Genomic DNA, 15,931 nt, shown 5'->3' with positions numbered 1-15,931 from the left:
GTTAAGCTCACCAGCGCCGATGATAGTTGGGGGCTCTCCCCCTGCGAAAGTAGGACGTTGCTGGATTTTTTATTTGGGGCCTTAGCTCAGCTGGGAGAGCGCCTGCCTTGCACGCAGGAGGTCAGCGGTTCGATCCCGCTAGGCTCCACCATTACTTAGTTTCATATATATTATTTGCGGCGGTGTAGCTCAGCTGGCTAGAGCGTACGGTTCATACCCGTGAGGTCGGGGGTTCGATTCCCTCCGCCGCTACCAATGTTTTGGAGGAGTACCCAAGTCTGGCTGAAGGGATCGGTCTTGAAAACCGACAGGGGTGTCAAAGCCCGCGGGGGTTCGAATCCCTCCTCCTCCGCCATTGATTTTTTAAGCAATTTTTATTATACTGGTCCCGTGGTGTAGCGGTTAACATGCCTGCCTGTCACGCAGGAGATCGCGGGTTCGATTCCCGTCGGGACCGCCATTTTTATATGTGGAGGGGTAGCGAAGTTGGCCAAACGCGGCGGACTGTAAATCCGCTCCTTCGGGTTCGGGAGTTCGAATCTCTCCCCCTCCACCAACTTCACAGGGGTATAGTTTAATGGTAAAACGAAGGTCTCCAAAACCTTTGATGTGGGTTCGATTCCTGCTACCCCTGCCATACATACTTATTAAGGCGGTTGTGGCGAAGTGGTTAACGCACCGGATTGTGATTCCGGCATTCGTGGGTTCAATTCCCATCAACCGCCCCATATTAAATTTTAGGGCTATAGCCAAGCGGTAAGGCATCGGATTTTGATTCCGTGATTCGCAGGTTCGAATCCTGCTAGCCCTGCCATTTTCTTAAATCGGATATGCGGGAATAGCTCAGTGGTAGAGCACCACCTTGCCAAGGTGGGGGTCGCGGGTTCGAATCCCGTTTCCCGCTCCAGATATTTGCGCCCGTAGCTCAATTGGATAGAGCGTCTGACTACGGATCAGAAGGTTAGGGGTTCGACTCCTCTCGGGCGCGCCATTTTCAAATTAAATAGTTTGCCTGATGCGGGTGTAGTTTAGTGGTAAAACCTCAGCCTTCCAAGCTGATGATGTGGGTTCGATTCCCATCACCCGCTCCATTTTTATGTCTTTTTTGGTGGGGGCCTGTAGCTCAGCTGGTTAGAGCGCACGCCTGATAAGCGTGAGGTCGGTGGTTCGAGTCCACTCAGGCCCACCATTTGAGGCCCGTTGGTCAAGTGGTTAAGACACCGCCCTTTCACGGCGGTAACACGGGTTCGAATCCCGTACGGGTCACCATATTTCGAGCCATTAGCTCAGTTGGTAGAGCATCTGACTTTTAATCAGAGGGTCGAAGGTTCGAGTCCTTCATGGCTCACCATGTTTTCAATTTTCAAGTCTTCTGTGCATGCAGAAGGCTTTTTTTCTTGTACTGAACCTTCAACGCAGCAGAGATAGAAGTGTAGAGCATTTGACACACTATTTCCGTAATGTCTGGCACTTTATTTGACCAGTATTGAGGTTCATACAGGTAAAAATCGAACTTCGCTATGGTGTCCTGTTCCTAATTGACATGAAAATGCTTAGCCAGTTTGAGTTTGATAAAATGACGCAGCCTGTATCCACAGTGCTTTATATGGATGATTATGGATATACAATTATGAATAGAGATTTTCCGGAGGGAATGTCAAGTGAACGCAGTCATAGAAAGGGATCGCAAGGATTGTAAGCGTATCCAGTTTGTCAGATTTGTTGCCATCTAGTAGATTGTGCTCAAATAAAACACATGAAGAATGAATTTTTCTTGAGCAAACCTCTTGTTTGTAAATGTTTTCACGTGGTTTAATATACAACATTACCTCATTAGAGGGCTAAACTATGAAACGGAGCGTGAGTAAACATGGCATTACGTCAAGACAATAAAAAGTTTCATACCCTGCTGAACAATAAGTGGGTTGGAAGCAGCAGTGGAGACACTGTCAAGATTTACTCTCCGGACAATCAAGAAGTAACTGGGGAAATTCCAGCACTCAGCCAGCAGGAAGTGGATGCTGCTGTAACAAAAACAGCTGATGTGCAGCCTAATTGGGAAGCACTGGACGGCACAGAGCGATCAGAGCTGCTGCATCGTTGGGCTCAAGAGCTTGAAAAAATGACAGATGAAATTGGTGAAATGATTCATAAAGAAGTTGGAAAGACGCTGTCTGCAGCTAAAAGCGAAGTAAAGCGTACAGCTCAGCTGATTCGCCATACGGCAGAAGAAGGTCTGCGCACGCACGGCAGCTTCATCCAAGGGGATGCCTTCCCGGGTGCCTCAAAATCAACAAAAGCAATGGTTCAGAAAGTGCCGCACGGGGTGGTACTGGCTATTGCGCCGTTTAACTATCCTGTGAACCTGGCAGCTTCTAAAATTGCGCCCGCGCTGATTACAGGCAACACGGTCGTATTCAAGCCTGCAACTCAAGGGGCTGTAAGCGGGCTGCTGATGGTTGAAGCGCTTGTGAAGGCGGGTCTGCCGGAAGGAGTACTGAACGTCGTAACCGGACGCGGCTCCGTCATCGGTGATTTCGTGGTCACGCATCCGAAGATTGACATGATTACGTTTACGGGCGGTACAGCGACTGGCCAGCATATTGCGAAAAAAGCCTCAATGATTCCAGTCGTGCTTGAGCTTGGCGGTAAAGATCCAGCGATTGTGCTTGCAGACGCAGATTTAGATAAAGCAGCGAAAGAAATTGTGAGCGGAGCGCTCAGCTATTCCGGTCAGCGGTGCACGGCGATCAAGCGGGTCATGGTCGTGAATGAAGTTGCAGATGAGCTTCTCGCAAAAGTGAAAGAGCATGTAGCTGCCCTGAAGGTCGGCCCATCCTCTGACGATGCGGATGTGACGCCGATGATCGATCAAAAGTCAGCTGATTTTGTTGTGTCACTCATAGACGATGCAAAGAAAAAAGGTGCTACAGTCATTCATGAAGGCATTCAAAATCAAAACCTGCTGGGACCAACTCTTCTTGATAACGTTACAGAAGACATGGAAGTAGCTTGGGAAGAACAGTTCGGGCCAGTGCTTCCGTTCATGCGTATTTCAAATGAACTTGAGGCAATTGATCTGGAGCGTCGCAACGCCTACGGTCTTCAGGCCAGTATCTTTACGAAAAACCTGGAAAACGCCTTTACGATTGCAGATAAGCTGAACGTTGGTACGGTTCAGGTAAACGGCAAAACATCCCGCGGTCCGGATCACTTCCCGTTCCTCGGCGTGAAAAACTCCGGTCAGGGTGTTCAGGGAATCGGTCGAAGCATTGATTCCATGCTTCGCGATAAAGTACTCGTCCTGAACCTGTAAGCACGGTTAACGTAGAAAAGCGGCCTGGACAAAGTGTCCAGGCCGCTTTTCAGAGTGTTGATAAAGTCAATTTGTTTCCATGTTTATTCGATTGATTGACTTTCCCCTCTGTTTACCGAGCCTGCCGTGGGCTTGCCCTTCAGCTATTTCTCAGGGTTACCCTTGTATGAAGGGAAGGATGGCGCGGCTTCACTCAGACACAGGCTCCTCACGAGAAGCCTTCAAGACATAGTCCGGCTCCGCTCGTGCGTGGATGCCGTTCACAGATCTGAACGGCACGGCATCTTCAGGCTGCACGGCTTCCAAAGGCACGCCGGACACAAAGGGGAAATGGATTTGTTTATAGAGAAAAACGTCCCAATCGCTGGACGCTGCGGCTTTTTTGGTGGATACGTTGACGTTCATCCCGATTCGACATCGAAGCGTTGCTAAAGGTTCCCTCTAGATGGAACAAGCTCGTGTGAATCATCACCAGGGTTTCAACCGGACAGCCAGCTGCTAAATCGGAGAATACTCGACTCCGGGAGGATCAGAACGAGGCGAAGATCCGGCGGACGAAAGGAAGAAGCGGTTAGCTGAGGCCGTTCCCTCCGGAAAGCGAGTGTCCGCAGATGCAGGCAGATGCAAGGTCATTCACCTGCTTTTTAAAATCCACCCATGCCGCCGTCGACTTCTTCTGCATTGTCGAGCACATCCTGCGGGATTTCAACAGGTTCTACCTCATTAAAGTCATACATCGTCATATCCATGCTCTGCTGCATGACAGCTGTTTCCCCCATCATCTCCATGGACATTGTAATATCCATGACGCCGCGAGTCTGGTAATACGTTTCTTTATCAATATGAACGGTGTAAGCAAAGTCTTCGAAATCAATGTTTTCCATCATCATCATCATTTCGTCGAAGCCTTCGATCCCAGCTCCGCCTGTGCTTTCCAGAAGTGCCTCGGCATCAATTTCTTCGCCGGAGAAGTGAATGACGAACTCGTCGTCCGTCTCTTCCATCTCTACATCTGATACATAGTCGCGAAGCTGCTCCAGCTGCTGCTCGGGACTAGTCTGCGCTTCGGCCATTGAGAGCATATCATTCATACTGTCGTCCGGAAGCTTCATCCATTCACCGGTCATCGGATCCTCCATATAAAATCCGTCCTCCGAATGGAAATAGGAATTGTACGCCATCGTATCATCCATCTCTTCCATTGTCATAATCGTTTCTTGGAAGAAGGCCATCGGATCGTTGGTGATATTCATATTGCTTTCGGCGTGAATGTTCATGATTTCGCCCTGTGCTTCAATCTGTTGATCAATAACACTGTCAGCGCGGTAGGACTCCGCTTCCTCCATTGTTTCTGCTGATTGGACGAGAACGTCTTCTGCACTCTCATCGGTGCCGCATGCTGTCATTATTCCGGCTGCACCAGCAAGGCAGAGCAAGGCTCCTGATTTTTTCATAGGGCTTCATCCTTTCATCGGGTCTGATTAATTAACGTATGAAGACGTGGGAAAGTTTCATACGGCTCTGGTTTTTTAGGTGGAAACAAGATACGATAGTGGCGGTTGGTGCCTTCATCATACCATTTATTGCGGAAAAGAGGGAATTTAATGGAAGGAATTGAAGCGGTTAACTGGGAGCTGATTGCTCCGTTTGTATTACTGGAGTTTTCGCTTACGCTGGTGGCGCTGGTGCTTTGCATCCGCCAGGAAATGACGAAAGAACGAAGACTCGTGTGGATATTGATCATTATCTTTATCAATTTTCTTGGACCGATCATTTATTTGCTTTTCGGCAGGCGCAAAAAGAAGACTGGGGATTGATTATTCGAACAATTCCAGCTGAGAGCTAGAATGGATACGGATGCTGGTGTAGAATAGGGACATTGAGGAGGGACTATTCATGACTGAAAAAGAAAGGGAACTGCTGCTTCTGATTGAGAAGGAAGGTCGGATGCCTGCAGAGAAACTGGCGAAAATGCTGGATATACAGCTTAACGAAGTGAAGCAGATGCTTGAAAATCTGGAAAAGCGGAGCGTGATTCTCGGCTATTCAGCGGTGATCGACTGGACTAAAGCGTCAGGGACAGAAATGGTGACGGCGATGATTGATGTGAAAGTGACACCGAAGCGAGGGGTCGGCTTCGACGAAGTGGCAGAGCGAATTTATCGGTTTAAGGAAGTGAAGGCGTGCTACCTGATGTCAGGTACATATGACCTTTCTGTCGTGCTGGAGGGAAGAACAATGTCAGAGATTGCAAATTTCGTATCAGAAAAACTCTCAACGCTCGATTCAGTTATCTCGACGACGACTCATTTCCAACTGAAAAAATATAAGCACGACGGCATTATATTTGAAGAAGATGACGATGAAGATCCGCGCATGGTGGTATCGCCATGACACAGGTTAAAAAGCATGAAGTGAAACTCTCCCGTGCAGTGGAAAGCATTCAGCCATCCGGGATACGGCGTTTTTTTGATATGGCTTCTTCGATGGAAAATATTATTTCACTCGGGGTTGGGGAGCCGGACTTTACCACCCCATGGAACGTCAGGGAAGCGAGTATTCACTCGCTCGAATCAGGAAGGACGTCGTATACGGCAAATGCCGGTTTGATCGAACTGCGCGAAGCGATCAGCGATTATATGCTGGAGCGGTTTGACGTTCATTACCGTCCGGACGATGAGGTGATCGTCACGGTTGGAGCGAGTGAGGGCATCGATATTGCACTGCGGAGCGTCGTTGATCCAGGCGATGATGTACTTATTGTGGAGCCGTGCTTCGTGTCCTACGCGCCGCTTGTATCGATGGCTGGGGGGCAGCCGATTCCGGTTCCTACCTTCATGAAGGACGATTTTCAAGTCACATTAGAAACACTTGAAGAAAAAGTAACTCCAAAAACGAAGGCGCTGATGATCTCCTTTCCTAACAATCCGACTGGAGGAGTTATGGGACGGGAAGACTTGGAAAAGCTGCGATCGTTTATTATTGAGCATGACCTCGTCGTATTGTCAGACGAGATCTATGCCGAGCTTTCCTACGATCAGGAGCACGTGAGTACGGCTGCAATCGAAGGCTTGAAGGAGCGTACGATATTGATTTCGGGATTTTCCAAGTCCTTTGCGATGACAGGCTGGCGAGTCGGATACGTCTGTGCACCTGCTGTTTACGCTGCTGCCATGCTGAAGATCCATCAGTACGCGATGATGTGTGCCTCAACCATGGCACAATATGCAGCTCTGGAAGCTCTGACAAATGGGCGCCAGGAGATGGAAGAGATGATCACGAGCTACAGGCAGCGGCGGAACTTTTTCGTGAAGTCTCTGCGGGAGGCAGGTCTTTCCTGTCACACTCCTGGAGGTGCATTTTATGCGTTCCCATCCATCACAGCGTCAGGACTCACGTCAGAGCAGTTTGCCGAGCAGCTGCTGCTGGAACAGCATGTTGCTGTTGTACCTGGACATGTGTTTGGCGAAGGCGGGGAGGGGCATATCCGCTGCTCCTATGCAGCTTCCATGGCCCAGCTGGAAGAGGCTGTAGACCGGATTGCAGTCTTCATGAATACACGAAAAAAGGAAGGGTAAAGCCCTTTGTTTTTTAATGAAATCCGTGTTATAATTACACAGTTAAAAAATATTTAGGAGTTGTTTTCATGTCAGGTCAATACGAAGTTGGAAGTATCGTTGAAGGAAAAGTTACAGGAATCAAGCCTTTTGGTGCATTTGTTGCGTTGGACGAGAAGAAGCAAGGTCTTGTACACATTTCCCACATTGCACACGGTTACGTGAAGGATATCAATGACGAGCTGTCTGTAGGGGACACTGTTAAAGTCAAGATTCTTTCTGTCGATGAAGCTTCAGGTAAAATCTCTCTTTCCATTAAAGAGACACAGCCGAAGCCGGAGCGCCAAGAGCGTCCACGCCATCAGGGCGGCGGCGGTCCTAAGCGCGGCAACAGCCAGCAGAGCCAGCCGCAGGGCTTCAACACGCTGGAAGATAAGCTGAAGGATTGGCTCAAGCAGTCTAACGAAATCCAGGCTGATCTTAACAAGCGCATCAAAAAGTAAGTTCCTGTCTTTTTCTTTAAGGAACGCCGGCTCGTCCGGCACTTCCACCGAAAAAAGCACTGCCTCCGGGCGGTGCTTTTTTTGCGTACCAGGTGCGGTTTCTGCTTATGGAAGAAACCTTGCAAGAGCTTGCTTCTGTTTTTGGACCATCGTGCACTTTGCAGTCAGTCAGATTCGTTGCATCCTCTATCTGATTTCGGGATAATGAATGAGTGATCGCAATCAGGTAAAGGAGTGACAGCTGCAATGGATAACTTTACGTATCAAAATCCAACGAAGCTCATTTTTGGGCAGGGACAGGTACAAGAACAGCTCGCAGATCAGCTCGGAGCTCTCGGTAAAAACGTGATGATCGTCTATGGAGGCGGCAGCATCAAGAAAAATGGTCTTTATGATGAAGTGACGGGTCTGTTACATGACCATGGCTTCAAGGTGCATGAGTTAGCTGGAGTTGAGCCGAATCCGCGAGTTGATACGGTCCGAAAAGGAATCGAGAAAGCTCGTGAGAACCAGGTCGATGCCTTGCTTGCAGTAGGCGGCGGAAGCGTGATTGACGCTGTGAAAGCTATGGCAGCCGGTGTGAAATACGACGGCGACGTTTGGGACCTGGTGACAAAAAAGGCCAAGCCGGAAGCGGCACTGCCGTTCGGAACTATACTGACGCTTGCAGCGACAGGATCTGAAATGAACTCCGGTTCGGTTATTACAAACTGGGAAACCCATGAGAAGTACGGGTGGGGAAGTCCGCACGTATTTCCGGCATTCTCTATTCTCGACCCGGGAAATACGCTCAGCGTACCGAAGGATCAAACGATCTACGGCATTGTCGATATGATGACGCACGTGCTGGAGCAGTACTTTCATGCGCAGGAGAACACACCTCTGCAGGAAAGAATGTGTGAGGCTGTGCTTCGCACGGTGATTGACGAGGCTCCCGGTCTCGTGCATAATCTGGATGATCTTCAGAAGCGCGAAACGGTGCTTTATTCCGGCACGATTGCGCTCAACGGCACGCTGCAGATGGGGACACGCGGAGACTGGGCATCCCACAATATCGAGCATGCTGTTTCCGCCGTGTATGATATTCCGCACGCGGGAGGACTGGCTATTTTGTTCCCGCAGTGGATGCGACATCACAAAAAACTCGGACAAAAGAAGCTGGTGCAGCTGGCTGAACGTGTATGGGGCATCGCTCCAGCTGGCAAATCAAAGGAGGAGCTTGCAGAGGAAGGTATTCGCGAGCTGGAGTCATTCTGGCAGAACCTCGGTGCTCCAGCACGACTGGCCGACTATGAGATCGACGATACACACTTGGAGGACATGGCAGATAAAGCCATGATCAATGGGCCGTTCGGAAACTTTAATAAGCTTGAAAAAGACGATGTGCTTGCGATTCTGCGGGCCTCGCTATAATGGTTTCAAAAGCCGCTGAATGACGTTTCAGCGGCTTTTTGTACGGAAAAAGCTTGTTGATAGCGGTTTCAGTCGTTCAGGCGCTTGCAAGTTGGCTGTGGTTTTACTAAAGTGATAAGTGGAAGTAAAAAAGAGTATGGAGGAGACAATTATGTCTAAAACCATTTCGTTCGACTATTCAAAAGCAGCAGGGTTTATCAGCCAGCATGAGCTCGATTTTCAGCAGAACGCCGTTTCCGCAGCTCATCAGGCACTTCATGAAGGTACTGGAGCAGGCAGTGATTTTCTTGGATGGATGGACCTTCCCGTCAACTATGATAAAGAAGAATTCTCCCGGATTAAGCAGGCGGCTGAGAAAATTAAATCCGATTCGGATGTACTTCTCGTGATCGGTATCGGCGGCTCCTATCTTGGTGCTCGTGCAGCGATTGAAGCACTGACGCACTCGTTTTATAACGAATTGAGCGTAGAGAAGCGCAACACGCCGCAGGTTTTTTTCGTCGGCAACAATATCAGCTCGACGTATGCGAAGCATCTTCTCGAAGCCATTGAAGGAAAAGACGTTTCGATCAACGTTATTTCGAAATCCGGCACAACAACAGAGCCGGCGATCGCCTTCCGTATTTTCAGGGAATATGTAGAGAAAAAGTACGGTGTGGAAGAAGCGCGCCGACGTATTTATGCCACCACCGACAAAGAAAAAGGAGCGTTGAAGCAGCTCGCAACGGAAGAAGGCTATGAATCCTTTATTATTCCGGATGATGTTGGCGGCCGATTCTCTATTTTAACAGCCGTCGGCCTGCTCCCAATCGCAGCTGCAGGGCTCGATATTGATGCGATGATGCAGGGAGCTGCCGACGCACGCAGCGCTTATGAAAGCGAAAGCCTGAAGGAGAATGAGGCTTACCAGTACGCTGCAGTCCGCCAGGCTCTCTATCAGCGGGGCTATTTGATTGAGCTGATGGTTAACTATGAGCCTGCGCTGCATTTCACCGGTGAATGGTGGAAACAGCTTTATGGAGAAAGCGAAGGGAAAGACGGCAAAGGTCTGTTCCCGGCAGCGGCTGATTTTTCTACAGATCTGCATTCTCTCGGTCAGTATGTCCAGGACGGACGCAGAGACTTGTTTGAAACGGTGCTCCATGTTGGTTCGCCGCAGGAGGAAATGACGATCGATCGGGACGAACAGGACTTGGACGGCCTGAATTACCTTGCCGGTAAAACAATGGATTTCGTGAATGACAAGGCTTATGAAGGTACGCTGCTCGCGCACTTGGACGGCGGTGTTCCGAACCTCATTATTGACATTCCGGAGCTGACTGAATACCACTTTGGCTATTTGCTTTACTTCTTTGAAAAAGCATGTGCCGTAAGTGGGTATCTGCTCGGCGTCAATCCATTTGACCAGCCGGGAGTGGAAGATTATAAGCGCAACATGTTTGCCCTGCTTGGCAAACCAGGATTCGAAGCGGAAAAAGCTAGCCTGGAACAGCGTTTGAAGGATATGTAATGAGTAGCCCTGCCCCGTCTGAATTCAGGCGGGGCAGCTTTTTTTATGGTAGCGGAAGCAGCCTGACTGGAGCGAGGGCAAGTCGCAGCGGAGATTTTTAGGCAGGGTATCGTTTAGAAAGGCAGGATTGCTACTCGTGAAAGTGTTCAACTATTGGGGCAAACGTGTTAGCCCGGCTCCGGGAAATCATCAACATCGGCCGCCAAAGCGTTAATCTCGCCCATCATGTGTTTACGCGCGTTCACTACGGCTGTCAGAATAAAAAAGCATGATCTGCCAAGGTCAAACATTCAACTTCCGCCTGAAAGTGTTCGACTTTGTCGCAGCCTTCGCTTCCCGGCAGGTGCCGGCTTATGACAGCGACGCTTCACACAATACGACTATATCCGCCGTCTGTTTTGGACGGCAGGTGCGGAGGTAGCAGGCTTCCGCCGGCCAGTAGCGATGCGTGTACTTGCGCAGCCGTTCCTGCAGTGTCCCGATATAGGCATCCCGCTTCAAGGCGCGGCGTTTTCGAACCGGTGGGGGGCAGTCCAGGTAAACGGTCAGGTCGAGCTTGTGCTGCCACTCCGGGCGCTGCAGAAAAATACCTTCGATAATCAAGATCCCGGAGGCCGAAAGCTGCAGCTGCTCATATACAATCGTATCTGCCTCCGGGTCGTAATAGGGGAGCGTCAACTGCCGCTTCTTCTCCTGCAGAGGCTGGAACAGGCTCAGTTCGAGCTGCTTTACATCCCACTGCAAATACATATATTCAAACCACTCTTGCTGACCAGTCCCATAGCGGCAGGCTTTCGGCGTGATGAGCTCGTCCAGCCGGAGGAGCGTGACGGGAATCTGATCACCGCGAAGGCGGTCAGCGAGGCAGTCTGCCAGATGAGATTTACCGGCTCCAGCAAGGCCATCAATGCCAATCGTCAGTAAGCCTTCGTGACGCCTGTACGTATCCAGTACATCGGCTTCCAGCTGTAAGTAGGTCACGATGCGTCTCCCCTTTCTATCTTCAATAGTAAATCAGGACTGACTATTCAGACAACTTATGGATTTTTGAAAGCGCTTTCTGTTAAGATTGGAATGAACGATCATTCATTTAATGGAGGGATGCTGTATGATGCACGGAGATTTACTCATAACGTCGATGCTGGAGCGAGCGGAAAACCTGTTTCCTGAAAAGAAGGTGATTTCGCGAACCGGGGAGAAGGTGCACCGGCTTACGTATCGGGAGATCGGCCGCCGAACGAGGCAGCTCGCGTCCACCTTGCAAAAGTCAGGACTGCAGCGAGGGCAGAAGGCAGGAACGCTTGCCTGGAACCATCACCGTCACCTGGAGCTGTACTTTGCTCTTCCGGCAGTTGGAGCGGTTGTACATACGATCAACATCCGTCTTTCACCGGAGCATATCGTCTATATTATCAATCACGCAGAAGACGAGCTTCTATTCGTAGATGCTGACATTCTGCCGCTCGTGGAAGCTGTCTATGACAAACTGACGACAGTAAAAGCAGTAATCGTCATGACGGACGAAGCCCTTCCTGAAACAAATATAAGCCCGGTTTATTCGTATGAGGAATGGATTGCGGACGGAGATCCGGAGTTTTCATTTCCAGACGATATTAAAGAAACAGATCCAGCCGGGATGTGCTTTACATCAGCTACGACCGGCAATCCAAAAGGCGTTGTCTATACGCACCGCTCCACCGTTTTGCACAGTATGAGCCTGTCGCTTGCTGATTCTGCAGCGCTGTCCGAATCGGACACCCTTTTGCCGGTTGTGCCAATGTTTCACGTCAATGCATGGGGACTGCCTTATGCATCGACATGGATGGGCGCAACACAGGTACTGCCGGGACCGCGTTTTACACCGGGTCTGTTAGCAGGAATGCTGCAGGACGAACAGGTCACTGTGACGGCTGGTGTGCCGACCATTTGGCTCGCTCTGCTGAAGGAGCTGGATGAAGGAAACTATGATGTTTCAGCGCTCCGGGCCGTCATTTGCGGCGGGTCCGCAGCTCCAGCCGGCATGATCCGTACATTCGAGGAAAAGTACGATGTCCCGTTCTTGCACGCATACGGAATGACGGAGACAAGTCCGCTCGTTACCGTATCACGATTAAAGAGCTATCAGCAGGATTTAACCGGAGACGACAGACTTGCCGTTCGGGCGAGACAAGGCCTGCTGGTTCCCGGCGTAGAAATGAAGGTGGTCGGCAGCGGAGGGACAGTCGCCTGGGATGATGAGGAAATGGGCGAACTGCTGCTGCGCGGGCCTTGGATCGCTGATTCCTATTACAAAGATGATCGATCAGATGATACGTTCCGGGACGGCTGGCTTCATACCGGTGACGTGTGTACGGTCGATAAGGAAGGGACGATTAAAATTGTCGACCGGACAAAGGATTTGATTAAGAGCGGAGGAGAATGGATCTCTTCTGTTGATCTGGAAAATGAGCTCATGGCCCATGAGGATGTGTTTGAAGCCTCTGTGGTGGCCGTACCAGATCCACAGTGGCAGGAGCGTCCGGTTGCATGCGTCGTGCTGCACGAAGGACGAGAGGAAAATAAAGAGGTACTGCTGCATCATTTGGAACAGCGTTTTGCAAAGTGGTGGCTTCCGGATGACGTGCTGTTCATGGAAGAGATTCCAAAAACGTCCGTCGGAAAGTTTTTAAAGCGGGAACTGCGCGACCAGGTCCAGCAGCGCTTAGAGGCAAAACGACGATAAAGCCGTCATTGGTCGGGCTGCCGTGGTACACTGAAGCCTACTAACCTATCGAAGGGGGAAGCGCAGACGTGGTTCGTTCATGGATCTTCTATTCAGCGTGTATACTGATAGCGGCAGGATGTGGAACGGAACAGCAAGGAGTAGAAGAAACGGACAATGCAGCTGAGGCAGAAAACGAAGACGTGCAGGCAGAAGAAGAAGCAGACAACGAATCCGAAGAAAATACAGACGAAGAAGCAGAGAACATAGCGGAAGAAAAGACAGACGACGAAACAAACAGCGGCGAAGGAAACGGAGACCTTGCAGAAAACAACTCAGCTGAGGAGGAGCATGAAGCGGATGACGGAGCACCGCCTGAACCAGCCGGAGAGCTTTCCATTCATTTTATCGATGTCGGCCAGGCGGATGCCACTCTCTTCAGCCATGAATACGACGGTGAAGCGTACCATGTCCTGTTTGATACCGGCGACTGGAACCGGTCGGATGCTCTTCATTATCTGCAGGAACAGCAGGTGGACGAGCTGCAGGTGATGATAGGTAGTCATCCGCACGCCGATCACATCGGACAGATGGACAAAATATTGGAGAGTGGTATTGCGGTAGAGGAAGTGTGGATGTCTGGAGATGAAGCGACCTCGGATACGTTTTTACGAGTGATGGATGCGATCGAACGGCACGTACCGGTTTATGATGAGCCGCGGGCAGGGGACTCCTTCGATATTGGAGCGCTGCAGGTGGACGTGCTTCATCCAGCGGAGCTGACCGGAGATCTGCACGACGGGTCTCTCACCGTCCACGTCACATATGGGGACGTTTCGGTCCTGTTAACCGGTGATGCAGAGGACAGCGCCGAGCAGATGATGCTGAATCGGGATGAAGACGTAGAAGCTGATATTCTGCAGCTGGGGCATCACGGATCAGATACATCGACGACGCAGCCCTTTTTAGAGGCAGTAGACCCGGAGACGGCTATTTATTCTGCTGGAGCAGCGAACAGCTATGGGCACCCGCACGACGAGGTGCTGCAGCGCGTGGAAGATCATGGGGCCGATGTATACGGCACCGATGTAAACGGTACGATTATTGTTACAACCGACGGAGAAACGTACGAGCTGGAAACGGAAAAAGACGGAGAGCCGGAAGCTGCTCCTGAAGAAGAAGCGGACACAGCTAATGAAACTGGAGACGAAACAGCCCCTGCAGATGGATGTATAAACATTAATGAAGCTGATTCGGAATAGCTGGAGGAGATTGTCCATATCGGACCGGAAAGAGCCACAGAACTGATTGAAAAACGGCCATTTTCGTCCCTGGAGGAGCTGGAGCAGATTAATGGCATTGCAGCCGGCAGACTGGCTGATATTAAAGAGGAAGGGTTGGCGTGTGTGCCATGACACTAACATGCAGAGGTGTTCTAGACCGCATTGTTGATGATAGAACGGCTGTTATCCTGCTGGAAGAGCAGCAGAGGCAGCTGAATCTGCCGCTTTTGCACCTGCCGGCAGGTGCAAAAGAAGGCGACAGGCTGCTCGTTGATCTGTCAGAGGCAGACGGCAGCGCAGGCCGGATAACCCTTGATCATGAAGCGACAAAAGCTTCCCGGGTGACCGCCTCTAAAGCGCGGAAGCGGCTGCTGAAAACGAAAGAGCGAAGCCGTTTTAAACGAAAGCAGACCCGGTCTTAACGGGTGCCGCCATTCTGACTGCTGGATAACGGAAGTCAGAATGGCTTATTTGTGTCTTTGTCACAGGGGCGGAAACGAACAAGACGTGCGCTCATAAAAGCGGTATGGCCATAAAAAAACAGAATTTCCACTGAAGGAAATCCTGCTTTAATAACGTATGTATGGTGGAGCATAGCGGGCTCGAACCGCTGACCTCCACGCTGCCAGCGTGGCGCTCTCCCAGCTGAGCTAATGCCCCTTGTTTTGCTCACAAAAATGATTATACGTCAGAAGCTTCAGCGGATGCAAGCCTTTTTTCATTTTTATTAAAAGATCACGAAAAGAATATACCAGACGATACCCGCGACGATGGAAGCAATCAGCCCGGAAATGACGTTTTCTTTCATCAGCTTCTTATGCTTAATGTAATCAAACAGCGTCCAGCCGATAAACATCGTAATTGTAAATATGAATGCACCAAGCATTTCATCAGCTCCTTTTAACTCTGCCGCCTATTTTAGCAGAAATCACCTGTAAAGGACAGACTGCAGGAATCTGGTATACTGGACGACAGAGAGGGGGGCGTCAGCGTGGCGATATTTGCGAAAGTGTACGATTTCATCATGCAGCCTGCAGATCAACTCATCGTGAAGGAGCTGCGAAAACGGCTCGTGAACCAGGCGGCTGGCCGTGTGCTTGAAATCGGCTCAGGAACAGGCCTGAACTTTGCCTACTATCCATCAGATCTGCAGGTAACGGCACTGGAGCCGGATGACGACCTCCGCAATCAATCGTTAAGCAGAATGATTAAAGCAGATGCGGACGTGAGCGTAGCGGCCGGAAAAGCAGAAGAGCTTCCGTTTGCATCTGCCAGTTTTGACACCGTCGTCTGTACCCTTGTGTTATGTACCGTTGAAAATCAGCCCCGGGCGGTCCGGGAAATCAGGCGGGTCTTGAAGCCAGAAGGAACATTGCTGCTCCTGGAGCATGTGCTGCCAGAGGACAAAGTAAGAAAATACGTCTTTACTCAAGCTGCACCGGTTTGGGAGAAAATGTGCGGGGGATGCAGACTGGACCGGCCGACAGAGAAGGTACTGGAGACATATGGATTTGAACCCGTTTCAAAACGGACGTTTGCAAGAGGGCTGGTGGTCGAGATGGCTGCAAAACCTGTAACGAAATTGTCGCAGGTAAAGAGCGGCTGATGCGCGGAAATCCGTTAAACTAGAAAGCAGAGAGAACAGAAA

Annotated in this window: 15 protein-coding genes and 15 tRNA genes; 25 read left to right on the top strand and 5 right to left on the bottom strand. The window is 50.3% G+C overall.

From position 1 onward, the window contains the following. Nucleotides 1-75: 75 nt before the first annotated feature. The 15 genes from ACFO4L_RS14145 to ACFO4L_RS14075 all read left to right on the top strand — a co-directional run bounded on the left by ACFO4L_RS14145 (nucleotide 76) and on the right by ACFO4L_RS14075 (nucleotide 3,316). Nucleotides 76-151, top strand: a tRNA-Ala gene (locus ACFO4L_RS14145). Between the two features lie 27 nt (nucleotides 152-178). Continuing rightward, nucleotides 179-255: transfer RNA gene (locus tag ACFO4L_RS14140), tRNA-Met, on the top strand. 7 nt (nucleotides 256-262) lie between these two features. Next, nucleotides 263-355, top strand: a tRNA-Ser gene (locus ACFO4L_RS14135). Nucleotides 356-384: 29 nt separating this feature from the next. Beyond that, a tRNA-Asp gene (locus tag ACFO4L_RS14130) sits at nucleotides 385-460 on the top strand. An 11-nt stretch (nucleotides 461-471) separates the two neighbouring features. Next, nucleotides 472-556 (top strand) — tRNA-Tyr (locus ACFO4L_RS14125). Nucleotides 557-563: 7 nt separating this feature from the next. After that, nucleotides 564-637, top strand: a tRNA-Trp gene (locus ACFO4L_RS14120). Between the two features lie 15 nt (nucleotides 638-652). Beyond that, nucleotides 653-728, top strand: a tRNA-His gene (locus ACFO4L_RS14115). Between the two features lie 11 nt (nucleotides 729-739). After that, nucleotides 740-814 (top strand) — tRNA-Gln (locus tag ACFO4L_RS14110). Nucleotides 815-832: 18 nt separating this feature from the next. Further along, nucleotides 833-907 (top strand) — tRNA-Gly (locus tag ACFO4L_RS14105). A 7-nt stretch (nucleotides 908-914) separates the two neighbouring features. Continuing rightward, a tRNA-Arg gene (locus ACFO4L_RS14100) sits at nucleotides 915-991 on the top strand. Nucleotides 992-1,017: 26 nt separating this feature from the next. Beyond that, nucleotides 1,018-1,091, top strand: a tRNA-Gly gene (locus tag ACFO4L_RS14095). A gap of 21 nt (nucleotides 1,092-1,112) precedes the next feature. Further along, nucleotides 1,113-1,189: transfer RNA gene (locus tag ACFO4L_RS14090), tRNA-Ile, on the top strand. Between the two features lie 5 nt (nucleotides 1,190-1,194). After that, nucleotides 1,195-1,269 (top strand) — tRNA-Glu (locus ACFO4L_RS14085). 6 nt (nucleotides 1,270-1,275) lie between these two features. Further along, nucleotides 1,276-1,351, top strand: a tRNA-Lys gene (locus ACFO4L_RS14080). A gap of 519 nt (nucleotides 1,352-1,870) precedes the next feature. Next, nucleotides 1,871-3,316 carry an NADP-dependent glyceraldehyde-3-phosphate dehydrogenase gene (locus tag ACFO4L_RS14075; RefSeq protein ID WP_377910315.1) on the top strand — a complete coding sequence of 482 codons (1,446 nt, stop codon included), beginning with the start codon at nucleotides 1,871-1,873 and terminating at the stop codon, nucleotides 3,314-3,316. A gap of 189 nt (nucleotides 3,317-3,505) precedes the next feature. On the opposite strand, the gene ACFO4L_RS14070 is transcribed toward ACFO4L_RS14075, so the two are convergent. Together ACFO4L_RS14070 and ACFO4L_RS14065 are read right to left on the bottom strand one after the other, a co-directional pair. After that, nucleotides 3,506-3,721, bottom strand: a complete 216-nt coding sequence (locus ACFO4L_RS14070) for a hypothetical protein (protein WP_377910314.1) — start codon at nucleotides 3,719-3,721, stop codon at nucleotides 3,506-3,508. 239 nt (nucleotides 3,722-3,960) lie between these two features. Then, nucleotides 3,961-4,770, bottom strand: coding sequence for a DUF6612 family protein (locus ACFO4L_RS14065; RefSeq protein ID WP_377910313.1), 810 nt, complete (start codon nucleotides 4,768-4,770; stop codon nucleotides 3,961-3,963). A 150-nt stretch (nucleotides 4,771-4,920) separates the two neighbouring features. Here ACFO4L_RS14065 and ACFO4L_RS14060 point away from each other — a divergent pair, with 150 nt between their 5' ends. The 6 genes from ACFO4L_RS14060 (at nucleotide 4,921) to ACFO4L_RS14035 (ending at nucleotide 10,299) form a co-directional block, all read left to right on the top strand. Beyond that, a complete protein-coding gene (locus tag ACFO4L_RS14060) occupies nucleotides 4,921-5,133 on the top strand; it encodes a PLDc N-terminal domain-containing protein (RefSeq protein ID WP_377910312.1) in 213 nt (70 codons plus the stop codon). A gap of 79 nt (nucleotides 5,134-5,212) precedes the next feature. Continuing rightward, on the top strand, nucleotides 5,213-5,710 hold the full coding sequence (locus tag ACFO4L_RS14055; protein WP_377910311.1) for an Lrp/AsnC family transcriptional regulator: 498 nt from the start codon (nucleotides 5,213-5,215) through the stop codon (nucleotides 5,708-5,710). Next, entirely contained in the window at nucleotides 5,707-6,894 is a 1,188-nt protein-coding gene (locus ACFO4L_RS14050; protein WP_377910310.1) for an aminotransferase, read from the top strand. The genes ACFO4L_RS14055 and ACFO4L_RS14050 overlap by 4 nt, the downstream gene beginning before the upstream one ends. A gap of 68 nt (nucleotides 6,895-6,962) precedes the next feature. Further along, the gene (gene yugI, locus ACFO4L_RS14045; protein ID WP_168008199.1) at nucleotides 6,963-7,376 is read left to right on the top strand and encodes a S1 domain-containing post-transcriptional regulator GSP13; all 414 of its coding nucleotides are present in this window, start codon (nucleotides 6,963-6,965) and stop codon (nucleotides 7,374-7,376) included. Between the two features lie 246 nt (nucleotides 7,377-7,622). After that, nucleotides 7,623-8,789, top strand: a complete 1,167-nt coding sequence (locus ACFO4L_RS14040; protein WP_377910309.1) for an iron-containing alcohol dehydrogenase — start codon at nucleotides 7,623-7,625, stop codon at nucleotides 8,787-8,789. 151 nt (nucleotides 8,790-8,940) lie between these two features. Further along, nucleotides 8,941-10,299, top strand: a complete 1,359-nt coding sequence (locus ACFO4L_RS14035; protein ID WP_377910308.1) for a glucose-6-phosphate isomerase — start codon at nucleotides 8,941-8,943, stop codon at nucleotides 10,297-10,299. A 351-nt stretch (nucleotides 10,300-10,650) separates the two neighbouring features. Here the strand turns inward: ACFO4L_RS14035 and ACFO4L_RS14030 are convergent, their stop codons facing one another. Then, nucleotides 10,651-11,280: an AAA family ATPase gene (locus tag ACFO4L_RS14030; RefSeq protein ID WP_377910307.1), complete on the bottom strand. Its 630-nt coding sequence runs from the start codon at nucleotides 11,278-11,280 to the stop codon at nucleotides 10,651-10,653. Between the two features lie 127 nt (nucleotides 11,281-11,407). Between ACFO4L_RS14030 and ACFO4L_RS14025 the strand changes: the two genes are divergently transcribed. From ACFO4L_RS14025 to ACFO4L_RS14015, 3 genes are all read left to right on the top strand, one after another. Then, a complete protein-coding gene (locus ACFO4L_RS14025) occupies nucleotides 11,408-13,021 on the top strand; it encodes a long-chain fatty acid--CoA ligase (protein ID WP_377910306.1) in 1,614 nt (537 codons plus the stop codon). Nucleotides 13,022-13,089: 68 nt separating this feature from the next. Further along, on the top strand, nucleotides 13,090-14,262 hold the full coding sequence (locus ACFO4L_RS14020) for a ComEC/Rec2 family competence protein (RefSeq protein WP_377910305.1): 1,173 nt from the start codon (nucleotides 13,090-13,092) through the stop codon (nucleotides 14,260-14,262). Between the two features lie 149 nt (nucleotides 14,263-14,411). Continuing rightward, the gene (locus tag ACFO4L_RS14015; RefSeq protein ID WP_377910303.1) at nucleotides 14,412-14,705 is read left to right on the top strand and encodes a DUF3006 domain-containing protein; all 294 of its coding nucleotides are present in this window, start codon (nucleotides 14,412-14,414) and stop codon (nucleotides 14,703-14,705) included. 162 nt (nucleotides 14,706-14,867) lie between these two features. On the opposite strand, the gene ACFO4L_RS14010 is transcribed toward ACFO4L_RS14015, so the two are convergent. Together ACFO4L_RS14010 and ACFO4L_RS14005 are read right to left on the bottom strand one after the other, a co-directional pair. Further along, nucleotides 14,868-14,943 (bottom strand) — tRNA-Ala (locus ACFO4L_RS14010). A gap of 67 nt (nucleotides 14,944-15,010) precedes the next feature. Then, nucleotides 15,011-15,169 carry a hypothetical protein gene (locus ACFO4L_RS14005; RefSeq protein ID WP_377910302.1) on the bottom strand — a complete coding sequence of 53 codons (159 nt, stop codon included), beginning with the start codon at nucleotides 15,167-15,169 and terminating at the stop codon, nucleotides 15,011-15,013. Nucleotides 15,170-15,274: 105 nt separating this feature from the next. Between ACFO4L_RS14005 and ACFO4L_RS14000 the strand changes: the two genes are divergently transcribed. Then, the gene (locus tag ACFO4L_RS14000) at nucleotides 15,275-15,889 is read left to right on the top strand and encodes a class I SAM-dependent methyltransferase (RefSeq protein ID WP_377910301.1); all 615 of its coding nucleotides are present in this window, start codon (nucleotides 15,275-15,277) and stop codon (nucleotides 15,887-15,889) included. Nucleotides 15,890-15,931 lie beyond the last annotated feature (42 nt).

The sequence above is a fragment of the Bacillus daqingensis genome, assembly GCF_042654445.1.
Classification (GTDB): domain Bacteria; phylum Bacillota; class Bacilli; order Bacillales; family Salisediminibacteriaceae; genus Alkalicoccus; species Alkalicoccus luteus.
This window is presented reverse-complemented; position numbering and strand designations above follow the sequence as displayed.